Consider the following 21,050-nt stretch of genomic DNA (forward strand, 5'->3'; position numbering starts at 1 on the left):
ATGACCTGAACACTTCCTGACATCCCCTCGGGTACGCTTTGATGATTATTCGTCTGTACTTGAGGGGCAAAATGGCTAACTGGCTGAATCAACTTCAATCTCTTCTTGGGCAAAAAGGATCATCCGGTTCATCTTCTGGTGAACAAGGACTGAGCAAACTGCTGGTTCCCGGTGCATTAGGCGGTCTGGCAGGATTACTGGTCGCCAACAAATCCTCACGCAAATTACTCACTAAATACGGTACCAGCGCACTGTTGGTTGGTGGCGGTGCGATCGCCGGTAGCGTTTTATGGAATAAATACAAAGATAAAGTCCGCGCAGCGCACCAGGATGAACCTCAGTTTGGCACGCAGAGTACACCGCTGGATGAACGTACTGAACGTCTGATCCTGGCGCTGGTATTTGCGGCTAAAAGCGATGGTCATATTGATGCTAAAGAGCGAGCCGCTATCGAACAACAGCTGCGTGACGCGGGAGTGGAAGAGCAAGGGCGTGTTCTGATTGAGCGGGCCATTGAACAACCGCTTGATCCTCAACGCCTCGCTCAAGGGATCCGCAACGAAGAAGAGGCGCTGGAAATTTACTTCCTGAGCTGTGCAGCTATTGATATCGACCACTTTATGGAGCGCAGTTATCTGAATGCGCTGGGTGATGCACTGAAGATCCCACAGGATGTTCGTGAGGGTATCGAGCAGGATCTCAAACAGCAAAAACAGGCGTTGCCGGGTTAAATAGTTACGCTTGAGGAGCACGTTTCGCTTGCATCATTGCTGACTTTTGCCACCCTTATAGGATGTTTAAGCAGAAGAACAATGACATGCTACCAAAAGCTCCTCGTATTCCACATGCCATGACGCAGCATGGCGATACTCGTGTTGATAATTATTACTGGTTGCGAGATGACACCCGCTCGCAGCCAGAAGTGCTGGACTATCTGCAACAAGAAAATGCATATGGCCGCCAGGTTATGGCTTCCCAGCAGGCATTGCAGGATCGTGTGCTGAAAGAAATTATCGACCGTATTCCCCCTCAGGATGTTTCCGCTCCTTATGTGAAAAATGGTTATCGCTACCGGCATATTTATGAACCGGGATGTGAATATGCCATTTATCAGCGTCAGTCTGCTCTCAATGAAGAGTGGGATGAATGGGATACCTTGCTGGATGGTAACCAGCGTGCAGCCCACAGCGAATTCTATACGCTGGGAGGACTCGCAATATCACCCGATAATACCGTTATGGCTCTGGCGGAGGATTACCTGTCTCGTCGGCAATATGGCATTCGTTTTCGCAATCTACAAACCGGGAACTGGTATCCGGAAGTACTGGATAATGTTGAGCCGGAATTGGTCTGGGCGAACGATTCTCAGACCTTTTATTATGTTCGCAAACATGAAACAACATTATTACCGTATCAGGTATGGCGGCATACCGTTGGATCACCATCCATTCATGATCAACTGGTGTATGAAGAAGCTGACGATATGTTTTATGTCAGTCTGCACAAAACCACCTCGCAGCATTATGTTGTTATCCATGTCGCCAGCGCGACAACCAGCGAAGTGTTGTTGCTTGATGCGGAGCTGGCCGATGCCGAGCCGCTGGTATTTTTGCCACGGCGTAAAGACCATGAGTACAGTCTTGATCACTATCAGCACGCGTTTTATCTGCGATCTAACCGTCAGGGGAAAAACTTTGGTTTGTATCGCACCCGCGTGCGTGATGAACAGGCCTGGGAAGTGCTGATCCCGCCGCGTGATAGCGTCATGCTGGAAGGATTTACGCTGTTTACCGACTGGCTGGTGGTGGAGGAGCGTCAGCGCGGTTTAACCAGTTTACGACAAATCAACCGCAAAACGCGTGAAGTGGTCGGGATTGCTTTCGACGATCCGGCTTACGTAACGTGGCTGGCGTACAATCCCGAGCCGGAGACATCGCGCCTGCGTTATGGCTATTCATCCATGACGACGCCGGACACCCTGTTTGAACTGGATATGGACACCGGAGAGCGACGTGTACTCAAACAGACGGATGTCCCCGGATTCGACGCGGCCGATTACCGCAGTGAGCATGTGTGGATCACCGCGCGCGATGGTACGGAGGTTCCTGTCTCGTTGGTTTACCATCAAAAGCATTTTCGCAAAGGGAAAAATCCCTTACTGGTTTATGGTTATGGCTCTTATGGCGCTAGCATGGATGCAGATTTCAGCAGCAGTCGCCTGAGTCTGCTGGATCGGGGGTTTGTTTATGCCATCGCCCATGTGCGGGGCGGCGGTGAACTGGGACAGCAGTGGTACGAAGATGGTAAGTTTCTGCAAAAGAAAAATACCTTTAATGATTATCTCGATGTTTGCGAGGCACTATTAAAACTGGGTTACGGTGCAGCTTCACTGTGTTACGGCATGGGGGGAAGCGCTGGTGGGATGCTAATGGGGGTTGCAATTAACGAACGCCCGCAGCTGTTTCATGGTGTTATTGCGCAGGTGCCGTTCGTCGATGTCTTGACCACGATGCTGGATGAGTCAATTCCACTGACCACCGGGGAATTTGAAGAGTGGGGTAATCCGCAGGACGCGGAGTACTATGCCTACATGAAAAGCTACAGCCCGTACGATAATGTCACCGCGCAAGCCTATCCGCATCTGTTGGTCACCACCGGGCTACATGATTCTCAGGTGCAATACTGGGAGCCGGCAAAGTGGGTAGCGAAACTGCGGGAGCTGAAAACGGATGACCACCTGCTGCTACTGTGTACGGATATGGACTCCGGGCACGGGGGCAAATCTGGTCGCTTTAAATCGTATGAAGGCGTGGCCCTTGAGTTCGCTTTTTTGATAGGACTGGCGCAAGGGACACTACCCGGGCAGGCAACAACTCAGGCGTTATCGAGATAGTGCTTAAGCGTTAGTCGTAGTTCCGGGCTCATACTGTCAAGGTTATTAAACAGCCAGCGCAAATAGCCCGGATCGCGTTCAGCCACTTCTGATACCGCTTTGCCGCGGTATTTGCCAAAGGTAAATGTGGTCAACAGTGCCGGGCGACCGGTGATGTCGGCCATTTGCTCTGCCGACCAACCCGACGTGTTTATGATGTCGATCAGCAATGCCGCAGTGATGTAGCAATCGTAAAGGGCACGGTGATGATGCAGACCGGAAGGCGTCTGTACATTCAGTTTGCGGGATTTATAGAGTGCCATATTGCTGTATTTAATTCCCGGCCACAGACGGCGGGAAAGCTTCATGGTGCAAATCCACTCTCCGGGCATGTCTGGCAATACACGACGGTCAAAACTCGCATTGTGCGCTACGTACCACTCGCTGCCGTAATAATGCGGGATGACGTCTTCAATCCAGGGTTTATCCGCCACCATGGATTCGGTAATACGGTGAATTGCCATCGCCTGAGGACTAATGGGACGGTCAGGGCGCACCAGGTGGCTCATTGGATTGACAATCTGTCCGTCTACTACATCGACAGAAGCAATCTCAACAATGCCTCCCTGCAGGCCACAGGTTTCTGTATCTATTATGCGCAACATGCCAAGCTCCTGACCAAAACGACTAGCGTAATGGAATGATATCACCTTGCCAACCCTGAGAGGTGCGTTGACCGGTTAAGAGCAGTGAACCGCGGTCGGCGCGCACAATCAAACGACCGCGCTCATCCCATAAAGCGCTGCTGCCGCGCGCATTGGCCATCAGCACTGCAATGGCGAATTTATGCGAAAAACTCTGCAGTCGCGAGGTGGAGGAGAGAAGCTCAGGTTCGCTGATACACTGGCTGGTGGTGAACAGCGAAAACTCAGGGTCAATATCAATGCCTTCCGGCTGAGTATCGACAACGCTTATGGTGTTTCGCTGTCTGGCAATACAGGCTCCATGGCTCTGATGAAATGTTAACGGTGACGCCAGCCCGGGTGAAAAAAGGGCAATACCCTTCACAAACTGGTTGTTATGTTCAACCGGTAACCCCGTAATTATGGTCATGCGATAACTCGCAGCGGCATGGGCCAGGGGTTGCAGGAGAGCCTCATCAGGAGGTGCCGGAAGAAAATCATCCCCATCTACGCATCCCAACAGCGAAAGGGAGGGGAAAACCAGCAATTCACACTGACATTTGGCAGCTGCTCTGATGAATTGCAGGTGATGCGCGACATGTTCTGTTAGCGTTGTCTGTAGAGGTTCGTACTGTGCTGCGGCAATTTTCCAGTGTGACATAATGACTTCCTTTTCATAGTGTCTACAATCATCCTTAAATTATAGATTAAGAATGTGCTTATACTTTAGCAGCCACCATGTAAGGAATTGTAACGTAATATAAGGTTTATTTAACTTTCGGCTCGTAAGGTAAACGTGAGAGGGAAACCGATGCCAAACGGTGTGCGATCAGCCGCTCGCGAAACCAGTCGCGTAGATGTTCAGGTTGCTCGCGCTCGACGACTTCTGCAACGACAGGCATGTTATAGCGCTCTTTAAATGCGACACCTGCCGCGGCCAAATCAACATTGACCTTATCCATCTCATCTTGTTCAAGTTTAGCCAGGTTGATGTTCATGGGCTTCTCCTTATATCTATCCATTGGCGCGCAAAAGTTACTAAGAGAGTGCATTAATGGCAAGCCAGAAATGATGATTCTCGACTCGATCATTGTAGAAGGTTATTCTCTACAAATTAGACATAACAAAAAGGAATAGTTGATATGCTTTCTACTGCATCTTTACTTCGCTATGCCCTCATCGCACTGACTTCCGCTCTGGCAACTCCCGCAGCGCTGGCTCATGCGCATTTGACAACGCAAAGTCCTGAGGCGGATGCGCAGATCATAGCCTCTCCCCAGGCGTTGACTCTTAATTTTTCTGAAGGCGTTGAGCCTGCGTTCAGTGGCGCAACGCTTACAGGCCCAAAACAGACACAGATCAAAACCGGCAAGCCGACGCGCAATGAACAAGATAAGACGCAACTGATCATTCCGCTCGCTCAGTCACTGGATGCCGGGAAATATACGGTTGACTGGCATGTTGTATCAGTGGATGGTCACAAGACGAAAGGGCAATATACCTTTAGCGTGAAATAAACCATGCTGGCACTTACCTGGGTCGCTCTGCGTTTTATCCATTTCACCACTTTAATGCTGGTATTTGGCTGTGCGCTTTACAGTGCATGGCTGGCTCCTGTCTCAGTCCGTCGCTTGATGATGCGCCGCTTTTTGCGTTTGCAACGGCATGCCGCGACATGGAGTTTTATTAGCGCAACACTGATGTTGGCGATCCAGGGTGGATTAATGGGATCGGGCTGGCAGGATGTTATCTCTGTAGAAATATGGGGAGCGGTTCTGCAAACGCAGTTTGGTGGCGTGTGGTTATGGCAGATTATTCTCGCGCTGGTCACGCTGGTGGTAACTATCATTGTGCCGCACAGCATGTCACGGTTGTTGCTGATTATGGCAATTGCCCAGTTTATCCTATTGGCTGGTGTCGGACATGCAACCCTACATGACGGCGTCGTGCGGGCTATACAGCAGCTTAATCATGCGTTACATCTGATATGCGCTGCAGCCTGGTTTGGCGGCCTGCTGCCAGTTATTTACTGTATGAGGATGGCTAAGGGCCGTTGGCGACAGCAGGCTATTAGCACTATGATGCGATTTTCCCGCTACGGGCATCTTTTTGTTATCGGCGTATTGCTTACCGGCATGGCGAATGTGTTGTTTATTGTCGGTTTGTCAGTCCCCTGGCACGCAGCGTATGGGCAATTGCTTTTGTTAAAATGTGCCCTGGTCGCGCTAATGGTGGCGATTGCACTCGTGAATCGGTATGTTCTCGTACCACGCATGCAGCAAGATAACCGCTGTATGACTCTCTACTTTATCTGGATGACGAAGCTTGAATGGGGAATAGGGGCTGTCGTGCTGGCGATTGTCAGCCTGTTTGCAACTCTTGAACCTTTCTGATGGACTGGCAAACGTATGAAAAAAATAGTTATCTCTTTATTACTCCTGACAAGTTCAGGAGCTGCACTGGCTGCACCACAGGTCATTACCGTCAGCCGTTTTGAGGTTGGTAAAGATAAGTGGGCGTTTAATCGTGAAGAGGTGATGTTGACCTGTCGGCCTGGCAACGCACTGTATGTCATTAATCCCAGCACGTTGGTGCAATACCCACTGAATGATATTGCCAGAGAGCAGGTTGAAAACGGTAAAACGACGGCAAAACCGATCGACATTATTCAGATTGATGATCCGGCGAAACCAGGCGAAAAAATGAGCCTTGCGCCGTTTATCGAACGTGCAGAAAAGCTCTGTTAGTTGTCAGATATACCTCTCTGATTTCCAATAAAAAACCGCAAGGATCTCTCAGGAGAACTTGCGGTTTTTGCGTTGTTGCGGGTGACAATCGTCCTTTTTTTCAGGCCACTTTAGTCACGGACTGGAAAACCTGAGTCACGGACTGGAAAACCTGGCGCTGTCATCTATTCTTAAATGGCAGGGTAACTTAGCCTGCATTAATGCCAACTTTTAGCGCACGGCTCTCTCCCAAGAGCCATTTCCCTGGACCGAATACAGGAATCGTATTCGGTCTCTTTTTATGAGCTTATTTTCGTTGGGTTTTCTCGGTGCTTTCACGAAACCCCACGAAAATTACTCGAAATTTCCATATCCTGTCTAAACCATAACATATTCTGCACCGCGTGCGTCCAGGTATTTTTTGGTCATTGTTAAATTTTTATGCCCCAGCAGTCTCTGTGCGAAATCCTCTCCACGCTCCCTTTCACACAGTCTGCTCGCCAAGCTCCTGATCTCATGGAAAGGAGGAGGGTTGGGGCCAAACTTTAACTCTGTAGAATCCCTGATATCGCTGAATCTGAACAACGATACGTCCTCTCTTCTTTGCCCGGTGACAAGTGCCAGACCACATGCATTTGCAGCCCATTCGGAATGGGCGGTTGCGGCATCCCTTATTATCTCGAACTGCTCAAGCAAAAGACGCTCACGCTTCACTTTGGGCGTCGGCGTTCTTGTCGGCTCTGCCGGATTCCTTTCAATGTAGTTATTGACCACGATGGCCTGAGAAATAGCGTCTTTCCTGTCGATCTTTTGGGACGAAGATTCGTTTTGCTCGGATCCACACAGATGGCATCAGGCTGAACCTTATATTCTTTACCGTGAAGTTCCGGAGTGTGATGAATGGCCAGCTTGATGTCGCATGCCTGACGCGCTAACGGGGATTGCTGATTGCCTCGGTTAATCAGTCGCATTACATCTCCTCAAGGGGAGGGCGAACCATTCCAGCTCAGTTAGCCCACATATTACCGGTTTCATATCTGCCAGGAGGATGCTGAACTGATCGTGCAGTTCGTCACCCTGAGACTTTTCGCCGTTACAAGAACTCGCTCAACTTCCCCAAACCGTTCTGCTGCATCCGGTTCGTCCGGAGTAGGCAGGGAGTTGATCTCGGCTTCTACCTTGTTATGTGCATCCACCAGGCAATAGCGCTTAACTGCTTTGTTCTTCAATTCGGTGAACAAGGCTGAACCCAGCGTAACCTTCGCGCTTTCGATATCAGTTCGGAGTGCTTTGGCGCTGCCAACATCCTGCACAGTATCGATACGTACGCGGAAATTATCTGCCAGAGAGTCGATGTTTACTGATTTACAAAGGCGGCATGCCGGAAAAAAGCGCCCGCTCTGATGAATGGAGACGTCGCCGCAAGGACGGTTTTTCGATAGCAATTGTTGAACGAAATCAGATTGCGGCGATCCAGTCAGATAATCAGTATTTCCGCGACAATCCCTATTGATGGCGTTGAATGAATCTTATCAGGGCCTCGTTGAACCTCTCCGGTTCTTCAAGTTGCGGCGTGTGGCCGCTTTTCTCAAAAATTTCGATCTCAATGTCTCTGAAATAGCCTTGATACTCTTTCCACGATTCGATAGGTGGATTGATATAGTCGTGACGACCAAGGGCCAAGAAAACGGGCGCGCTGATCGCTGCTGCAACACATTTCATATCGAAGTCGGGAAATACCTTTCCCCAGAGCAAGTCAAATCCGACATCGTGCGTGATAACATCACGCCAGAGTGGAGCCGCGTCAAAAAATGGGTCTAACCAAGACCGGGGACCGGTTCGGAGGAGAAGATATTTGAATTGCTCCTGCGGGTGCTTTTTTGCATCCGATGAAAGCAGGGATATTTCTTTATCGTATATTTCCTGACGGAGCTTAGACGCTTCTGTCTTGAATCTTTGTTCCGATTTATCATTGAGATCGGCGCTCAAATTGGGTGGAGTGCTAATGAGTATTACATGTGATACCCGGCTAGGATACAGACGTGCGTATTCCAGTGCCATGAATCCGTTTCCAGAGTGCCCGATGATCGTCATTCTATCAACGCCAAGGGCAACACGAGACAATTCAATATCACTAACGACCTTATCTAAGGAGAAATCATCCTCTTGAACGGGTTTGCTTGCCGGAGCATAGGCTCGATGATCGATAAAGTATAGGCAAAAACGCTTTGCCAGGTCAGTCGAGAAAGTGCGGGAATAATACAGGTTGCTACCAACAATGATTGCCGCAGCCCCTGAGCCAATGACCTTATATCCAAGCTGAAATTTATCTGACTGAATTGTTCCGACCGTCACTTCCAACTCCTGGCTTGTTGTTCGTGAAGCTTTATTCGGTCTCTTTTTATCAGACTTTGATTTCAAACACTTAAGGTTCTATGCCCGAAATCTGTCCGAATTCTGATCTTTGCTGTTCATTCGTTATACCACACGTTTTTTAACAATCACAATTCATTTGCGCAGAAAATTAGATCAGCAAATAGTGCTCGGATGAGGAATAAGGGGTACAGGGACAGCTGTGCCATGGCAGGTATGAAGCATAATTTTTAATATCACGCTAACCGTGAAGCTCTCCCCGGTTTTAGCGCACAGGAGCTCGAAAACAGCCGAATTTCCATGTTCTTTCGAAACCGCAACATATGTATACAGAAAGAAGCTGCAGCAAGAAAAGATCATGTAAGGTGAAGATATAGTAGAATCTTTCTTTGTCTTGTTTAAAAAATGAATGGTTATGAATACTTATATCTATCTTGGTGCGGCTATTCTGGCTGAAGTGACCGGGACAACGTTAATGAAGTTTACCGATGGGTTCACTCGGCTATGGCCTTCTGTTGGTACAATTGTGTGTTACTGTGCTTCATTCTGGCTGCTTTCCCAGACGCTGGCGCATATACCTACAGGAATTGCATATGCTATCTGGTCTGGTGTGGGTATTGTGCTGATCAGTCTTCTTGCCTGGGTTATACATGGGCAACGACTAGATTTGCCCGCTATTATCGGAATGGCACTAATTTGTGCAGGTGTTCTCATTATTAATTTGTTATCGCGAAGCGCAGTACATTAAATAAATAGCCCAATGGGATAGGCTCTAAATCACCGTATGAACGGGGGGGGGGGGGGGGAAATTCCACCTCTCACTTGATACGCTTAGCAGGCTGCCGAAGCCTGAACAACTTCGGTGACGTCTGCGTATTGAGAAAACTGACTATCAGTATGTATTTTCACAGTCGCAGGTGCAAAATGCACCTGCGATTTTTTACATTCTGCCGTTTCCATTAAGGGTCCCAGACCAAGGGCCCAAAGCATTATATGAGGGGTTTATTGTTCTCGATATCTTCAATATATAAAAGTGAATTATCAAAAGAATAATAACAACGTTTATTATCATTGACATCGGTTACCCAGCGAAAAACACCAGCACTGGCAAGTGTGATGCAGTACTCCCGAAATGTTGACTTCCCGGAGATATGAATCCGTGCCGCTTCTTTTATAAGTTCGACGTTCTTAATCGTACTGATTTTTAATAAGCTTCTGTATCCTCTTATTAACAAAACGTCGTCATTATGCGTGACGATCCTGATGTTATCTGTAGCCAGATAGTAGATATAATGCGCAATGTTGTGTCGCTTCAATTCAGAATAAAACCAGTAAAAATTTAACTCCTTTCTCACTTGCTCGAACATCTGTTGGAGAATGGCAACCTGATCCATCAGGAAAGTAACCTCTTGTTAGTTGTGAGGGCGCGTAGTGTGCATGATTAGCTTAGTCTATTCAATCTGATCAGACCAGTTCCCGTTTGTAAGCCCATTCAACCTGCAGACTCCTGCTTGATGAATGTTATCATCATGATGATGACATTGCGTATATATCTCGGTCATTGCGAAACGGAGCTGGGGAGTAAAAAAGTATCTTCTCGAACGTATAGTGTAAGTTGATTGTAAATATGTTTTTTAATCTCTCATTAATTAATGATGTGGAGGTTTTTAAACAAAATAATAACCGTCTCGTTAATTTGTTCAGATTTCTTTTACTATACTCTAACTACGTCGATTATTCTGGAGAATAAATACGATTTTCCCTGGCTGGAGAAGATAACCCAAATACCCGGATGGTGGCGGACATTTAGAGCCAGATAATCTGGACATTGTCAGAGATTTTTCTGAACAAATTCGTACAGGTTAACTGCATAAAGGCGTTGAAAGGGAAGGCTCATGTGAGTATCGCGCATGGTTTTCCTACATGTGTAGATAATTTTCTGCGCAGGAGGTCAAATGGGGCTGCCTGGTAATATCTACCAGAGAGTGGAAGGTACACGCTGGCGTCATGTCTGGGTCGTCGGGGATATCCACGGCTGTTTCTCCATGCTGGTGGATAAATTGCGCCAGTGCCGTTTTGACCCGTGGCAGGATCTGTTGGTGTCTGTCGGGGATGTTATTGACCGTGGGCCAGACAGCCTCCGCTGCCTGAAATTACTGCGTAAAACCTGGGTTGTGGCGGTCAGAGGCAATCACGAGCAGATGGCACTGGATGCGCTGGCGACGGGCGAGCAGCTGCTGTGGTTGCTGAATGGGGGATCCTGGTTTACCCGTGCGCCACAACCGAGCGCGCGAATCGCACTTGAATTCTGTCAACAATTACCCTGGATTCTGGAACTTCACTGTCAGACCGGTATACATGTTATTGCCCATGCTGATTACCCTGACGAGAATTATCAGTGGCAGAAAGATGTTGATTTACAAGGTGTTATTTGGGGTCGCGAAAGGTTGATGAGCAAACGCGGGGGGATACGTGGGGCGGATCATTTTTGGTTTGGCCATACGCCGCTACGCCATCGGCTGGATATCGATAACCTGCACTATATTGATACCGGCGCGGTGTTTGGCGGTGAGCTTACGCTGGTGCAGTTACAATAATCAAAAATCGCTGTATTCCTGCGCCGGGCGCCAGAAACTGTCGATATAGCCATCCGCAGGTAGACATCCTCCGTTGCGAATACGCTGATCGTCCATCGAAATAAGGCACTGCTGTTCCGTATTGTAGACATCGACCACGATATCTTCACAACCGCCATCCAGGTAGCAAACAAAAAGAACCAGCGTGAACATTACATCCTCAAATTGTACTGCCGTACCGATAGTGTAGAAGAGGTTGAAGCGAGGGGGTAATTAAGAAAAGAAATAACCCGCCTGGCGACGGGTTCTTTTTGAATCAGGCAAAACGCATGATCCAGGCATCTGACTTACGATCGTAGTGCTGACGGAATAGAACAGAATGTTCCCCATTAAGGAGTGCCGGGATGCTGGTATCGGCGTCCCAGGCATCCAGTTGCATGCATAAATCCGGATCGGATTTGCACGGAATGGTTAACGTTCGGTCTCCCGGCGATTCGCCATGTAACTCGGCGTCGTCGATTTCAAAAGCGCCAATGCGCACACTGGTTTTCATCATCGTGCTCTCCGTTGATTTGCTGGTTGTGGTACGACCAGTTAGGTCGTCCATTTTTCAGCGTAGTCAACGTCAGCAAAAGCGCCAGTAAAAATGTGCGTTATCCTGTAAAGAGTTTGCCATCCCGGACAAGATCGCGCGGATAACTGTTCTTTAATCGCGAACCAATACGCTTCGCCAGACCAATTGGCTGCTGCTGGAATGTGACCAGCACGTCGTCGGTGGCCGGTGAGGTTTGCGGATAGACATCTCTGCCGCGATACCACTCTTCCGCTTCCTCAAGGGTCAGTTCGAACGCATTATTGTGATTCGGATTAGCAAGGGCGATCACTGCCTCATGCTGCCAGCGGTATCCTTTATTATGGGTTTCAGCCAGCTTGATCCCGAGGCGGGAAAAACGGACCCTACCGATCAGCGCTTCAATTTCTACGGGGAATAGCCAGAGCTCTTTATCACGTTGCCAGAGACGCAGATTATTATCCCATTGTATTGCACAGGCATTCGCCGCGGCGGTGATTTGCGCAGTTTCACGTCCTTTCAGCGGACTGAATGGAAAGTTTCCAACCTTGTATTTTGGGGCTGGCAGGGCGTGAATCGCGGCGGTTTTGCGCAAACGCGCGACAAAGAACCCTTCACAGTCGTAAATTTGCGGGAATACATGTAGAAATCCCTCCGGCGTGAGGGCGCGTTCGGCTCCAGGAAATAAGTCACCCAATGGAAGAAACTCGACGGCATCTGGATAAGTTTCTATCAGCCACTGCATGATGGATTCGTTTTCGTCACGGTTTAAAGTGCACGTTGAATAAACCAGCGTGCCACCGGGACGTAAGGCGTGAAATGCGCTGTCGAGCAGTTCGCGCTGCGTGGCGGCAATCTCAAGATTACTTTCAACGGACCAGTTTTTCAGCGCATCGGGATCTTTACGCACCACGCCTTCGCCGGAACACGGAGCATCCAGTAAAATCGCATCAAAAGTTTCCGGAAGAGCAGCGCCAAACACGCGCCCGTCAAAGTGGGTTAAGGCGACGTTACTGATCCCGCAGCGGCTGATATTGGCATGCAGCACTTTAACGCGACTGGCGGAAAACTCATTCGCCAGGATTGCGCCCTTGTTATTCATTTTTGCCGCTATTTGTGTGGTTTTAGAGCCAGGAGCTGCTGCGACATCCATCACACGATCCGGCATATTACCTTCGGCAAACAGCGCGGCAACCGGCAGCATTGAGCTGGCTTCCTGAATATAAAAAAGACCGCTTAAATGCTCAGCGGTGCTGCCCAGCGGCACTGACTCTTCATCACCACGTTCGATCCAGAAACCTTCCTCACACCAGGGAACTGGCGTGAGCGACCAGCCGTAAGGTGCAGTTAGGTCGAGAAAATCGGCAACGGAGATTTTTAGCGTATTCACGCGAATGCTGCGGCGTAACGGACGCTGGCAGGCGGCAAGAAAGTCATCGAAAGAGAGCGTGGAAGGCATTGCTTCACGCATTTGAGTCAGAAAGGCGTCTGGAAAATAAGCCACTTGGTCGCACCGGCAAAAAAACAGGTGCGCAGTTTAGCATATACCCTGAATATTTCGAGTTGCAGGACAACAACGCTTGCGCTGGCCGCTAAGGGTCGAGGCCACAGGCCAGTAACGCGGTAAGCGAGTGAAACCAACTCACCTGCAACTTGAAGTATGAAAGGTATAAACGCTCCGGCGCGCGTACGCCGGAGCAGGGGACATTAGCGCGGCAGGGCGGTACCCCATTCGCGCCATTCTTTCGGTTCGCTCTCCAGCAACAGGAAGTGTTTACCCTCCTGTGCTTTTGGAGCCAGTGGAGTGCCCGGTGGGGTAGCGAAGGCGATACCGCCGCGAATGAATTGGTTGAAGGTACCGGTTTTCACGACGCCGCCAGTCAGGCCGAAGTCGAGGTTGTAACCGGAGGCCAGCCAGAACACGGAATTATTACGCACCAGATGCTGATAGCGCTTGCTGATACGCATGGCGATCATTACGCGGTCAGAAAGTGAACCCAGCGTCAGTCCGGTGACGGTTCCCACTTCAATCCCTCTGAACAGGACTGGTGTACCGATATTCAGCGATCCAGCTTCTGATGCTTCCACCACGATGCTCAGGCCATCAAGGTAACGCGAATCAGTAATAGTGGCTTCTTGTAGTTCGAAATCGCGGCGTGGATTGCCTCGTCCTGGTTCAACATTAATGTAAGGTTGCAGGATTGTATCCAGGTGCTCCACGCCTGCGGCGGAGATTTGTGGAGTAATGACCGAGAAGCGGGTGCCGGCACGTGCAAAAGTCTGGACATACTCCGGGTATAGTACCGCTTTCGCCTGAACTTCGTTACGAGCAGTGATCAGTTCAAGAGTCTGGATCTGACCGATATCGATACCCAGGTAGCGAATCGGCATGCCCGCGGCGAGCTTACCGGCATCAAATGCGTGCAAGGTAATTTGCCCCCCCACAGCACGCGCAGCGGTTTCAGAGGCATACAGGATACGTTTGTCGCCTTTGCGCTGACTGGCGCTGGCTCCGCTCAGGTTATCGAAGCTAATCGCACCCTTGAGCGCGCGCGACAGAGGGGATGCCTGCACGGTCAAACCGCTGCCGTTGAGTTGAACTTTTGCGCCACCTTCAGCCCAGAACACGCTGTTGCTGGTCAACAGATTGCGATATTCAGGTTTGATATGCAGATCGATGTCAAACGCCTCGGCACGAGGACGTACACTAATAACTTCGCCCACCTCAAATTTACGGTATAACACCACTGAGCCAGCTTGCACATCCGGCAGCGTTTCGGCACGCAGGCTGAGCGTGGTGGTCGGTAGATCGCTCAGGCTGTTTTCGATGGCTTTTTCCAGATTGGCATACAGCGGATAGCTGCTTTTCATTTCACCTTTCGTACCCGGTAAAATGCGAATGCCTCCGCTAATCCATTCGCTGGCGCTGGCGCCGAGGAACTCCACGCCATCAATACCTACTTTGACATCCACCCGGCTATTGACCACAAATTTACTGTCACCCAGCACCAGGTCGCGATGTTGCGGTTCGATGGCGACGGTAAAAGAGACGCCTTTGCTGGATAGGGTTCGTTCAATAACTTGTCCGACTTGTACACCGTGCAGGATCAACGGTTGCCCGGCATCAATGCCATAGCTTTCCGGTGCCGTCAGGGTGAACGTCATCACGCCCGGGTCATGAAGCAAGGATTTCTCGCCGGGAACAACCACAAACTGGCTTCGAGGCTCGCCCTCACCGGGCACCAGTTCGAAGGTTTTACCCGTGAGCAGTGAACTGAGATTCACATCGCTCAACGACAATTTGGGGCTGTGTAATTCGATACGCGTGTTCTCCCGCAGCAGCGTGACGACGCTGGGGTCGACCGTCATCTCACCGGTGACTTTACCCCCTGGATTCAAATCCAGTTTAGTGAGTTCGCCTACCTCCAGCCCCTGATACATCAGTGCCGTTGAACCTGCTTTTAGACCATCGCCACTGGGGAGTTCGAGTTTCACTATCACGCCGCGTTGGCTGTGTGCCAGGTCCTGGTACAGACCGAAAGTATCGTCTGCGACGGCGGGTTGCGAATCCTCCGGTGAATCAAAGGCGATCGCGCCATTAACCAGTGCAGCCAGGCTTTCCAGTTTGACCTTCGCGCCGCTGAGGCTGACATCCGCATTTACACCGGAAACATTCCAGAAACGGCTGCCTTTTTTCACCAGATTGGTAAATCGGCGCTCAATCAGTACGTCGATAGTCACGCCCTGATTGTTGGGATTTATGGTGTAGTCATACACCCGGCCTACCGGTATTTTGCGGAAGTAAACTAATGAACCACTGTTGAGGGAGCCGAGGTCGGGCGCATGCAGATGAAGCATCAAATCGCCGTTGTTCAGGCGGTACTTTGGTTGCGTATCAAGCGCGACAAAATGATCCTCTGCTTCACCGGTTCCGGGCATCATTCCGATATAGTTACCGCCAACCAGTGCATCAAGGCCAGAGACGCCTGCCAGCGATGCTTTCGGCGTCACCAGCCAGAATTGTGTGTCTTTGCGCAGAGCATCTTTCATGCTGGATTTGATGCTAACCCGAACCTCAATCTTACGCAGATCTTTGCTGAGACTGATATCCTGCACTGTACCAACTTCGACACCCTGGTAACGAACGGGAGTACGGCCCGGTACAATGCCATCCGCAGACATAAAGTCGATGGTTACGGTGTTGCCGCGATCTTCATAGCTTCCCCAGATAAGCCACCCTGCGATCATCAATGCAATGATGGGCAGCAGCCAGAACGGAGAAATGCGGCGTTTTGTTTTAATCTGTGCTTCAGTCTGCGAAGCGGGCGTTTCCTGACTCATGTGCATCCCAAAGTAAGCGGCTGTCCAGCCATTCCACAGCAAGAATAGTCAATATTACCGCTGCGCCGAAATAAAACGCAGCCGGTCCCATAGTAAAAGCAAGTATCTGATCGCGGTTAATCAGCGACATAGTTAAGGCGATAACAAAGAGATCCAGCATTGACCAGCGGCCGATCCAGGTCACCATGCGCAGTAATAAGATGCGCGTGCGTAATCCTTGTTCACATTTAAAGTGGATGCTGAACAACAAAGTAAACATCACAATCACTTTGGTGAAAGGCACCAGGATACTGGCGATAAAGACGATTGCCGCGACGCCGACATTACTGTTGGCCAGAGACATGATCCCCGAGAGAATAGTGTCTTCCTGCCGGGATCCGTTAACGTATATGACCGATATAGGCAGCAGATTAGCAGGCAGGAGAAAGACAATCGAGGCTAACAGTGCAGCCCAGCACTTTTGGATGCTCTGATTCCTGCGCCAGCGCAGCGGAATATGGCAACGGGGGCAACGCCCGCGAGCATCGGGATAGCCTGTAAAGTGACAGCCAAGGCAGACGCGAAGCTTTTCATCAGGGCGACGGGCTGGTCTTTGCGGATAAAAACGTTCCCACAGTTGCTCAACATTGAGGTGCGATAGCGTCAGAATACTGAGGATCACCAACGCGATAAATGCAAAAAGCCCCACGCCGGGTTGCAGAAAAGCATAATCTTGCACTTTGATTGAAGCGACGCCAATACCTACCAGATAGATATCCAGCATGACCCACTCTTTAAGCCTTTCCAGCATCAGCAATACCGGGCGCAGGTTCATACCGAGAATATTACCAAACCACAGATATGCGATAGAGGAGACGAGTATTATCGGCGCGCCGGCTACGCAAAATAGCACGATGGATGCGGTTAGCGGATCGCCTTGCCGGGTCATTTGCCAGATACCCTGTACCACATTAGCGTCAATACGGATGCCCAATAAATAGATGTGTAACAGTGGTTCTCCCCAGGCAAAGGGCATCAGTAGCAACATTGTGACGGCCATCGCCGCCAGTCGCGTCAATGACCAGTCGCGTCCGTCACGGATTTTTGCCTGACAGCGAGGGCAGTATGCACTTTGGTGCGAACGCATTTTCGGCAAGCTAAATAGCGTGTCACATTCAGGGCACCGCTGATAATGTGCGCGGGGTAGCGCCTCACCGATGGACCTGATCGCTATTTTTTTCGATGGCTTGGTGCGCGGAGTATTTAAGGCCATGTATCGCAGATCAAAGTGTTAGAGTAATGTTATCTTAACTCATGACGGGAATGATCTTGAGCATTAACGCATTTAATGTTTATTTTAGTAGGCTGCAGTTTTGAGTAAGACAACTAAGTGATTACATAATGAACAAAATAGAGCTATACACGGATCTGAACCGTGATTTTCGCGCATTAATGGCAGGTGAAACCAGTTTTCTGGCAACGCTGGCGAATACCAGCGCTTTGTTGTACGAGCGTCTTGCAGAAGTGAACTGGGCTGGTTTTTACCTGCTCGAAAACGACACGCTGGTGCTTGGCCCTTTCCAGGGCAAGATCGCCTGCGTACGTATTCCGGTTGGTCGGGGGGTATGCGGCACCGCAGTGGCGCAGAACCAGGTTCAGCGCATTGAAGACGTTCATGCTTTTGATGGGCATATCGCTTGCGATGCGGCCAGCAACGCTGAAATTGTACTGCCGATAACGGTCGAAAATCAGATAATAGGCGTGCTGGATATTGATAGCACGGCTTTTGGCCGCTTTACTGAAGAAGATGAACAGGGGCTGCGTACGCTCGTGGCACAGCTTGAAACCGTGCTTGCAACGACGGATTACAAAAAATTCTTTGCTCCCGTCGCAGGATAATCAACGGATAACGTAGCAATTACTGATGGCGTCATTATAATGACGCCTGTTCATGCCTGCGCTTGTTGGCTACGTCCGTTGTAATCAGGAAATTTCATGGAAAATCAACCTAAGTTGAATAGTAGTAAAGAAGTCATCGCGTTTCTGGCCGAACGCTTCCCGCAGTGTTTTAGTGCGGAAGGCGAAGCGCGCCCGCTGAAAATTGGCATTTTTCAGGATCTGGTAGAGCGTGTTGAGGGTGAAATGAACCTCAGCAAGACTCAGCTTCGTTCTGCCTTACGTCTATATACTTCAAGCTGGCGCTATCTGTATGGCGTTAAGCTGGGCGCAACGCGTGTTGATCTCGACGGCAACCCATGTGGTGAGCTGGATGAGCAGCACGTTGAGCATGCGCGTAAACAGCTTGAAGAAGCAAAAGCTCGCGTTCAGGCGCAGCGTGCAGAGCAACAGGCGAAAAAACGCGAAGCGGCCGCTGCTGCGGGTGAAAAAGAGGACGCACCGCGTCGTGAGCGTAAGCCGCGTCCTGCTCCGCGTCGTAAAGATGCCGCTCCGCGTAATCCTCGCGCTGAAAAACCGGCTGCTCAGGCACCGCGTGCTCCTCGTGAAGAACAGCATACCCCAGTCTCTGATATTTCAGTGCTGAAGGTAGGGCAGTCTTTGAAGGTGAAAGCAGGAAATAATGCGATGGATGCCACCGTATTAGAAATCACCAAAGATGGCGTCCGTGTACAGCTGAATTCGGGTATGTCTTTGATTGTACGCGCAGAACACCTGGTGTTCTGAAACGGAGGCCTGGCCTGGCATGAACACTTTTTTTAGGCTTACCGCGTTAGCTGGTCTGCTTGCATTAGCAGGCCAGGCATTCGCTGTGGAAGACATCACGCGTGCCGATCAAATCCCCGTTTTAAAGGAAGAAACGCAGCATGCGACAGTGAGTGAACGTGTAACATCGCGCTTTACGCGTTCACATTATCGCCAGTTCGATCTGGATCAGGCGTTTTCGGCAAAAATTTTTGACCGCTATCTGAATTTGCTCGACTACAGCCATAACGTGCTGTTGGCGAGTGATATAGAGCAGTTTGCCAAAAAGAAAGCCGTCCTGGCTGATGAACTGCGTACGGGCAAGCTGGATGTGTTTTACGACCTCTATAATCTGGCGCAAAAACGTCGATTTGAACGCTATCAGTACGCATTAAGCGTGCTGGCGCGTCCAATGGATTTCACCGGTAACGACACCTTTAATCTTGATCGCAGCAAAGCGCCGTGGCCGAAAAGCGAAGCAGAGCTTAATGCTCTGTGGGACGGCAAAGTTAAATTCGACGAACTTAGCCTGAAACTGACCGGCAAGACCGATGCAGAAATTCGTGAAACGCTGACGCGTCGTTACAAATTTGCGATCCGCCGACTGGCGCAGACTAACAGTGAAGACGTGTTCTCACTGGCTATGACCGCTTTTGCGCGCGAAATCGATCCGCATACTAACTACTTGTCCCCGCGTAACACTGAACAGTTCAATACCGAAATGAGTTTGTCTCTGGAAGGTATTGGTGCCGTTCTGCAAATGGATGATGACTATACCGTCATTAATTCTATGGTTGCGGGTGGCCCGGCGGCCAAGAGCAAGGCGATTAGCGTAGGCGATCGCATTGTCGGCGTAGGTCAGTCGGGTAAAGGCATGGTTGATGTCATTGGCTGGCGTCTTGATGACGTTGTAGCGCTGATCAAAGGACCAAAAGGCAGCAAGGTTCGTCTTGAGATCCTGCCTGCCGGTAAAGGCACTAAGACGCGTACTGTAACGCTGACGCGTGAACGCATTCGTCTGGAAGATCGTGCTGTTAAAATGTCCGTGAAAACCGTTGGCAAAGAAAAAGTCGGCGTACTGGATATTCCAGGCTTCTATGTTGGTCTGACGGACGATGTCAAAGTTCAGCTGCAGAAGCTGGAAAAACAGAATGTCAGCAGTGTGATTATCGATCTGCGTACTAATGGTGGTGGGGCGCTTACTGAAGCCGTTTCGCTTTCCGGTCTGTTTATTCCTTCTGGTCCGGTTGTTCAGGTTCGTGATAATAACGGTAAGGTGCGCGAAGACAGCGATACCGACGGCGTTGTTTACTACAAAGGTCCGCTGGTGGTGTTGGTTGACCGCTTCAGTGCCTCGGCATCGGAGATTTTTGCTGCGGCAATGCAGGACTACGGTCGTGCGTTGATTGTCGGTGAACCGACCTTCGGGAAAGGCACGGTACAGCAGTACCGTTCTCTGAACCGTATCTACGATCAGATGTTACGTCCGGAATGGCCTGCGCTGGGTTCAGTTCAGTACACTATTCAGAAGTTCTACCGTGTAAACGGTGGCAGTACGCAGCGTAAGGGCGTTACGCCGGATATCATCATGCCGACAGGTAATGAAGAAACAGAAACCGGTGAGAAGTTTGAAGATAACGCTTTGCCTTGGGATAGCATCGATGCGGCGACCTATACGAAGTCGGATAATTTGACGCCGTTCGGTCCTGAATTGCTGAAAGAGCATAATGCACGTATTGCGAACGATCCTGAGTTCCAGTACATCATGAAAGATATTGCCCGTTTCAATGCAATGAAGGATAAGCGCAACATCGCTTCTCTTAATTACGCCCAGCGTGAGAAAGAGAATAACGAAGATGACGCGATGCGTCTGGCGCGCATAAACGATCGTTTTAAACGTGAAGGCAAGCCGCCGCTGAAGAAACTGGACGATCTGCCGAAGGATTACCAGGAGCCGGATCCGTACCTGGATGAAACGGTTAAAATCGCGCTCGATCTGGCGCATCTGGAAAAAGATAAACCAGCGGAACAGCCCGCAACAAGTCAGTAAAAACAAACAGGCACAAGAAATTGTGCCTGTTTTTTTTAACAAGCGCATGAAGTCGTCAGCCTGATACGATAAAATGTAAAGTTGTGTCTTTCTGGTGACTTAGCACGTATGCATGCTTGAAAATAGCTGTAAGACCCATACGATATGGGTAATCGCATAGTGCGTTTTGTTAAATTGAG

21 protein-coding genes and 2 pseudogenes are annotated in these 21,050 nt (G+C 49.9%); 10 read left to right on the forward strand and 13 right to left on the reverse strand.

The window, feature by feature from the left end; translation table 11 throughout:
- The first annotated feature begins 71 nt into the window (after positions 1-71).
- Together OH663_RS04275 and ptrB are read left to right on the forward strand one after the other, a co-directional pair.
- Positions 72-731, forward strand: coding sequence for a tellurite resistance TerB family protein (locus OH663_RS04275; protein WP_045444076.1), 660 nt, complete (start codon positions 72-74; stop codon positions 729-731).
- Positions 732-817: 86 nt separating this feature from the next.
- Complete coding sequence (gene ptrB / locus OH663_RS04280) at positions 818-2,893, forward strand: oligopeptidase B (protein ID WP_200012859.1); 2,076 nt, start codon at positions 818-820, stop codon at positions 2,891-2,893.
- Here the strand turns inward: ptrB and exoX are convergent.
- The 3 genes from exoX to OH663_RS04295 all read right to left on the reverse strand — a co-directional run bounded on the left by exoX (position 2,875) and on the right by OH663_RS04295 (position 4,553).
- The gene (gene exoX, locus OH663_RS04285; RefSeq protein ID WP_045444066.1) at positions 2,875-3,537 is read right to left on the reverse strand and encodes an exodeoxyribonuclease X; all 663 of its coding nucleotides are present in this window, start codon (positions 3,535-3,537) and stop codon (positions 2,875-2,877) included. The genes ptrB and exoX overlap by 19 nt on opposite strands.
- 22 nt (positions 3,538-3,559) lie before the next feature.
- Entirely contained in the window at positions 3,560-4,216 is a 657-nt protein-coding gene (locus OH663_RS04290; RefSeq protein WP_200012861.1) for a carbon-nitrogen hydrolase family protein, read from the reverse strand.
- Positions 4,217-4,322: 106 nt separating this feature from the next.
- On the reverse strand, positions 4,323-4,553 hold the full coding sequence (locus OH663_RS04295) for a DNA polymerase III subunit theta (RefSeq protein ID WP_045444060.1): 231 nt from the start codon (positions 4,551-4,553) through the stop codon (positions 4,323-4,325).
- Positions 4,554-4,697: 144 nt separating this feature from the next.
- On the opposite strand from OH663_RS04295, the gene yobA reads away from it, so the two are divergent.
- Genes yobA through OH663_RS04310 form a run of 3 tightly spaced genes read left to right on the forward strand, consistent with a single transcriptional unit; the run spans position 4,698 to position 6,302 of the window.
- Entirely contained in the window at positions 4,698-5,072 is a 375-nt protein-coding gene (gene yobA, locus OH663_RS04300; RefSeq protein WP_200012863.1) for a CopC domain-containing protein YobA, read from the forward strand.
- 3 nt (positions 5,073-5,075) lie between these two features.
- Entirely contained in the window at positions 5,076-5,948 is an 873-nt protein-coding gene (gene copD / locus OH663_RS04305; protein WP_200012865.1) for a copper homeostasis membrane protein CopD, read from the forward strand.
- Positions 5,949-5,963: 15 nt separating this feature from the next.
- The gene (locus tag OH663_RS04310; RefSeq protein ID WP_045444052.1) at positions 5,964-6,302 is read left to right on the forward strand and encodes a YebY family protein; all 339 of its coding nucleotides are present in this window, start codon (positions 5,964-5,966) and stop codon (positions 6,300-6,302) included.
- 357 nt (positions 6,303-6,659) lie between these two features.
- Here OH663_RS04310 and OH663_RS04315 read toward each other — a convergent pair.
- The 4 genes and pseudogenes from OH663_RS04315 to OH663_RS04330 form a co-directional block, all read right to left on the reverse strand.
- Positions 6,660-7,070, reverse strand: a pseudogene (locus OH663_RS04315) (tyrosine-type recombinase/integrase); the annotation flags it as partial.
- Positions 6,992-7,252, reverse strand: coding sequence for a DUF4060 family protein (locus OH663_RS26055; RefSeq protein ID WP_413814485.1), 261 nt, complete (start codon positions 7,250-7,252; stop codon positions 6,992-6,994). The pseudogene OH663_RS04315 and the gene OH663_RS26055, both read right to left, overlap by 79 nt.
- Positions 7,239-7,645, reverse strand: a pseudogene (locus tag OH663_RS04325) (hypothetical protein); the annotation flags it as partial. The gene OH663_RS26055 and the pseudogene OH663_RS04325, both read right to left, overlap by 14 nt.
- A gap of 142 nt (positions 7,646-7,787) precedes the next feature.
- Positions 7,788-8,636 carry an alpha/beta fold hydrolase gene (locus OH663_RS04330; RefSeq protein WP_048221304.1) on the reverse strand — a complete coding sequence of 283 codons (849 nt, stop codon included), beginning with the start codon at positions 8,634-8,636 and terminating at the stop codon, positions 7,788-7,790.
- 433 nt (positions 8,637-9,069) lie between these two features.
- Here OH663_RS04330 and OH663_RS04335 point away from each other — a divergent pair, with 433 nt between their 5' ends.
- Positions 9,070-9,402 (forward strand): EmrE family multidrug efflux SMR transporter, encoded by a 333-nt coding sequence (locus tag OH663_RS04335; RefSeq protein WP_045444043.1) that lies wholly within the window; start codon positions 9,070-9,072, stop codon positions 9,400-9,402.
- Positions 9,403-9,643: 241 nt separating this feature from the next.
- Here the strand turns inward: OH663_RS04335 and OH663_RS04340 are convergent, their stop codons facing one another.
- Positions 9,644-10,048: a DUF1398 domain-containing protein gene (locus tag OH663_RS04340; RefSeq protein ID WP_263525688.1), complete on the reverse strand. Its 405-nt coding sequence runs from the start codon at positions 10,046-10,048 to the stop codon at positions 9,644-9,646.
- Positions 10,049-10,609: 561 nt separating this feature from the next.
- Between OH663_RS04340 and pphA the strand changes: the two genes are divergently transcribed.
- Positions 10,610-11,251: a protein-serine/threonine phosphatase gene (pphA, locus tag OH663_RS04345; protein ID WP_200011079.1), complete on the forward strand. Its 642-nt coding sequence runs from the start codon at positions 10,610-10,612 to the stop codon at positions 11,249-11,251.
- Here pphA and OH663_RS04350 read toward each other — a convergent pair whose 3' ends face one another.
- From OH663_RS04350 to yebS, 5 genes are all read right to left on the reverse strand, one after another.
- Positions 11,252-11,443, reverse strand: a complete 192-nt coding sequence (locus OH663_RS04350; RefSeq protein WP_045444034.1) for a YdfD/YebW family protein — start codon at positions 11,441-11,443, stop codon at positions 11,252-11,254.
- Between the two features lie 103 nt (positions 11,444-11,546).
- Complete coding sequence (locus OH663_RS04355; RefSeq protein WP_167493956.1) at positions 11,547-11,783, reverse strand: YebV family protein; 237 nt, start codon at positions 11,781-11,783, stop codon at positions 11,547-11,549.
- A 100-nt stretch (positions 11,784-11,883) separates the two neighbouring features.
- Entirely contained in the window at positions 11,884-13,305 is a 1,422-nt protein-coding gene (rsmF, locus tag OH663_RS04360) for a 16S rRNA (cytosine(1407)-C(5))-methyltransferase RsmF (RefSeq protein ID WP_263525689.1), read from the reverse strand.
- Between the two features lie 203 nt (positions 13,306-13,508).
- Complete coding sequence (locus OH663_RS04365) at positions 13,509-16,142, reverse strand: PqiB family protein (protein ID WP_045444028.1); 2,634 nt, start codon at positions 16,140-16,142, stop codon at positions 13,509-13,511.
- A complete protein-coding gene (gene yebS, locus OH663_RS04370) occupies positions 16,111-17,394 on the reverse strand; it encodes a membrane integrity lipid transport subunit YebS (protein ID WP_045444026.1) in 1,284 nt (427 codons plus the stop codon). Before yebS ends, OH663_RS04365 begins: the two co-directional genes overlap by 32 nt.
- 128 nt (positions 17,395-17,522) lie before the next feature.
- Here yebS and OH663_RS04375 point away from each other — a divergent pair, with 128 nt between their 5' ends.
- From OH663_RS04375 to prc, 3 genes are all read left to right on the forward strand, one after another.
- Entirely contained in the window at positions 17,523-18,020 is a 498-nt protein-coding gene (locus tag OH663_RS04375; protein ID WP_045444023.1) for a GAF domain-containing protein, read from the forward strand.
- A gap of 96 nt (positions 18,021-18,116) precedes the next feature.
- The gene (proQ, locus tag OH663_RS04380) at positions 18,117-18,803 is read left to right on the forward strand and encodes an RNA chaperone ProQ (protein ID WP_045444020.1); all 687 of its coding nucleotides are present in this window, start codon (positions 18,117-18,119) and stop codon (positions 18,801-18,803) included.
- A 19-nt stretch (positions 18,804-18,822) separates the two neighbouring features.
- A complete protein-coding gene (prc, locus tag OH663_RS04385) occupies positions 18,823-20,871 on the forward strand; it encodes a carboxy terminal-processing peptidase (RefSeq protein WP_200011078.1) in 2,049 nt (682 codons plus the stop codon).
- Positions 20,872-21,050: the final 179 nt, after the last annotated feature.

This window comes from Citrobacter sp. Marseille-Q5395, assembly GCF_947057495.1.
Lineage (GTDB): Bacteria > Pseudomonadota > Gammaproteobacteria > Enterobacterales > Enterobacteriaceae > Citrobacter > Citrobacter murliniae.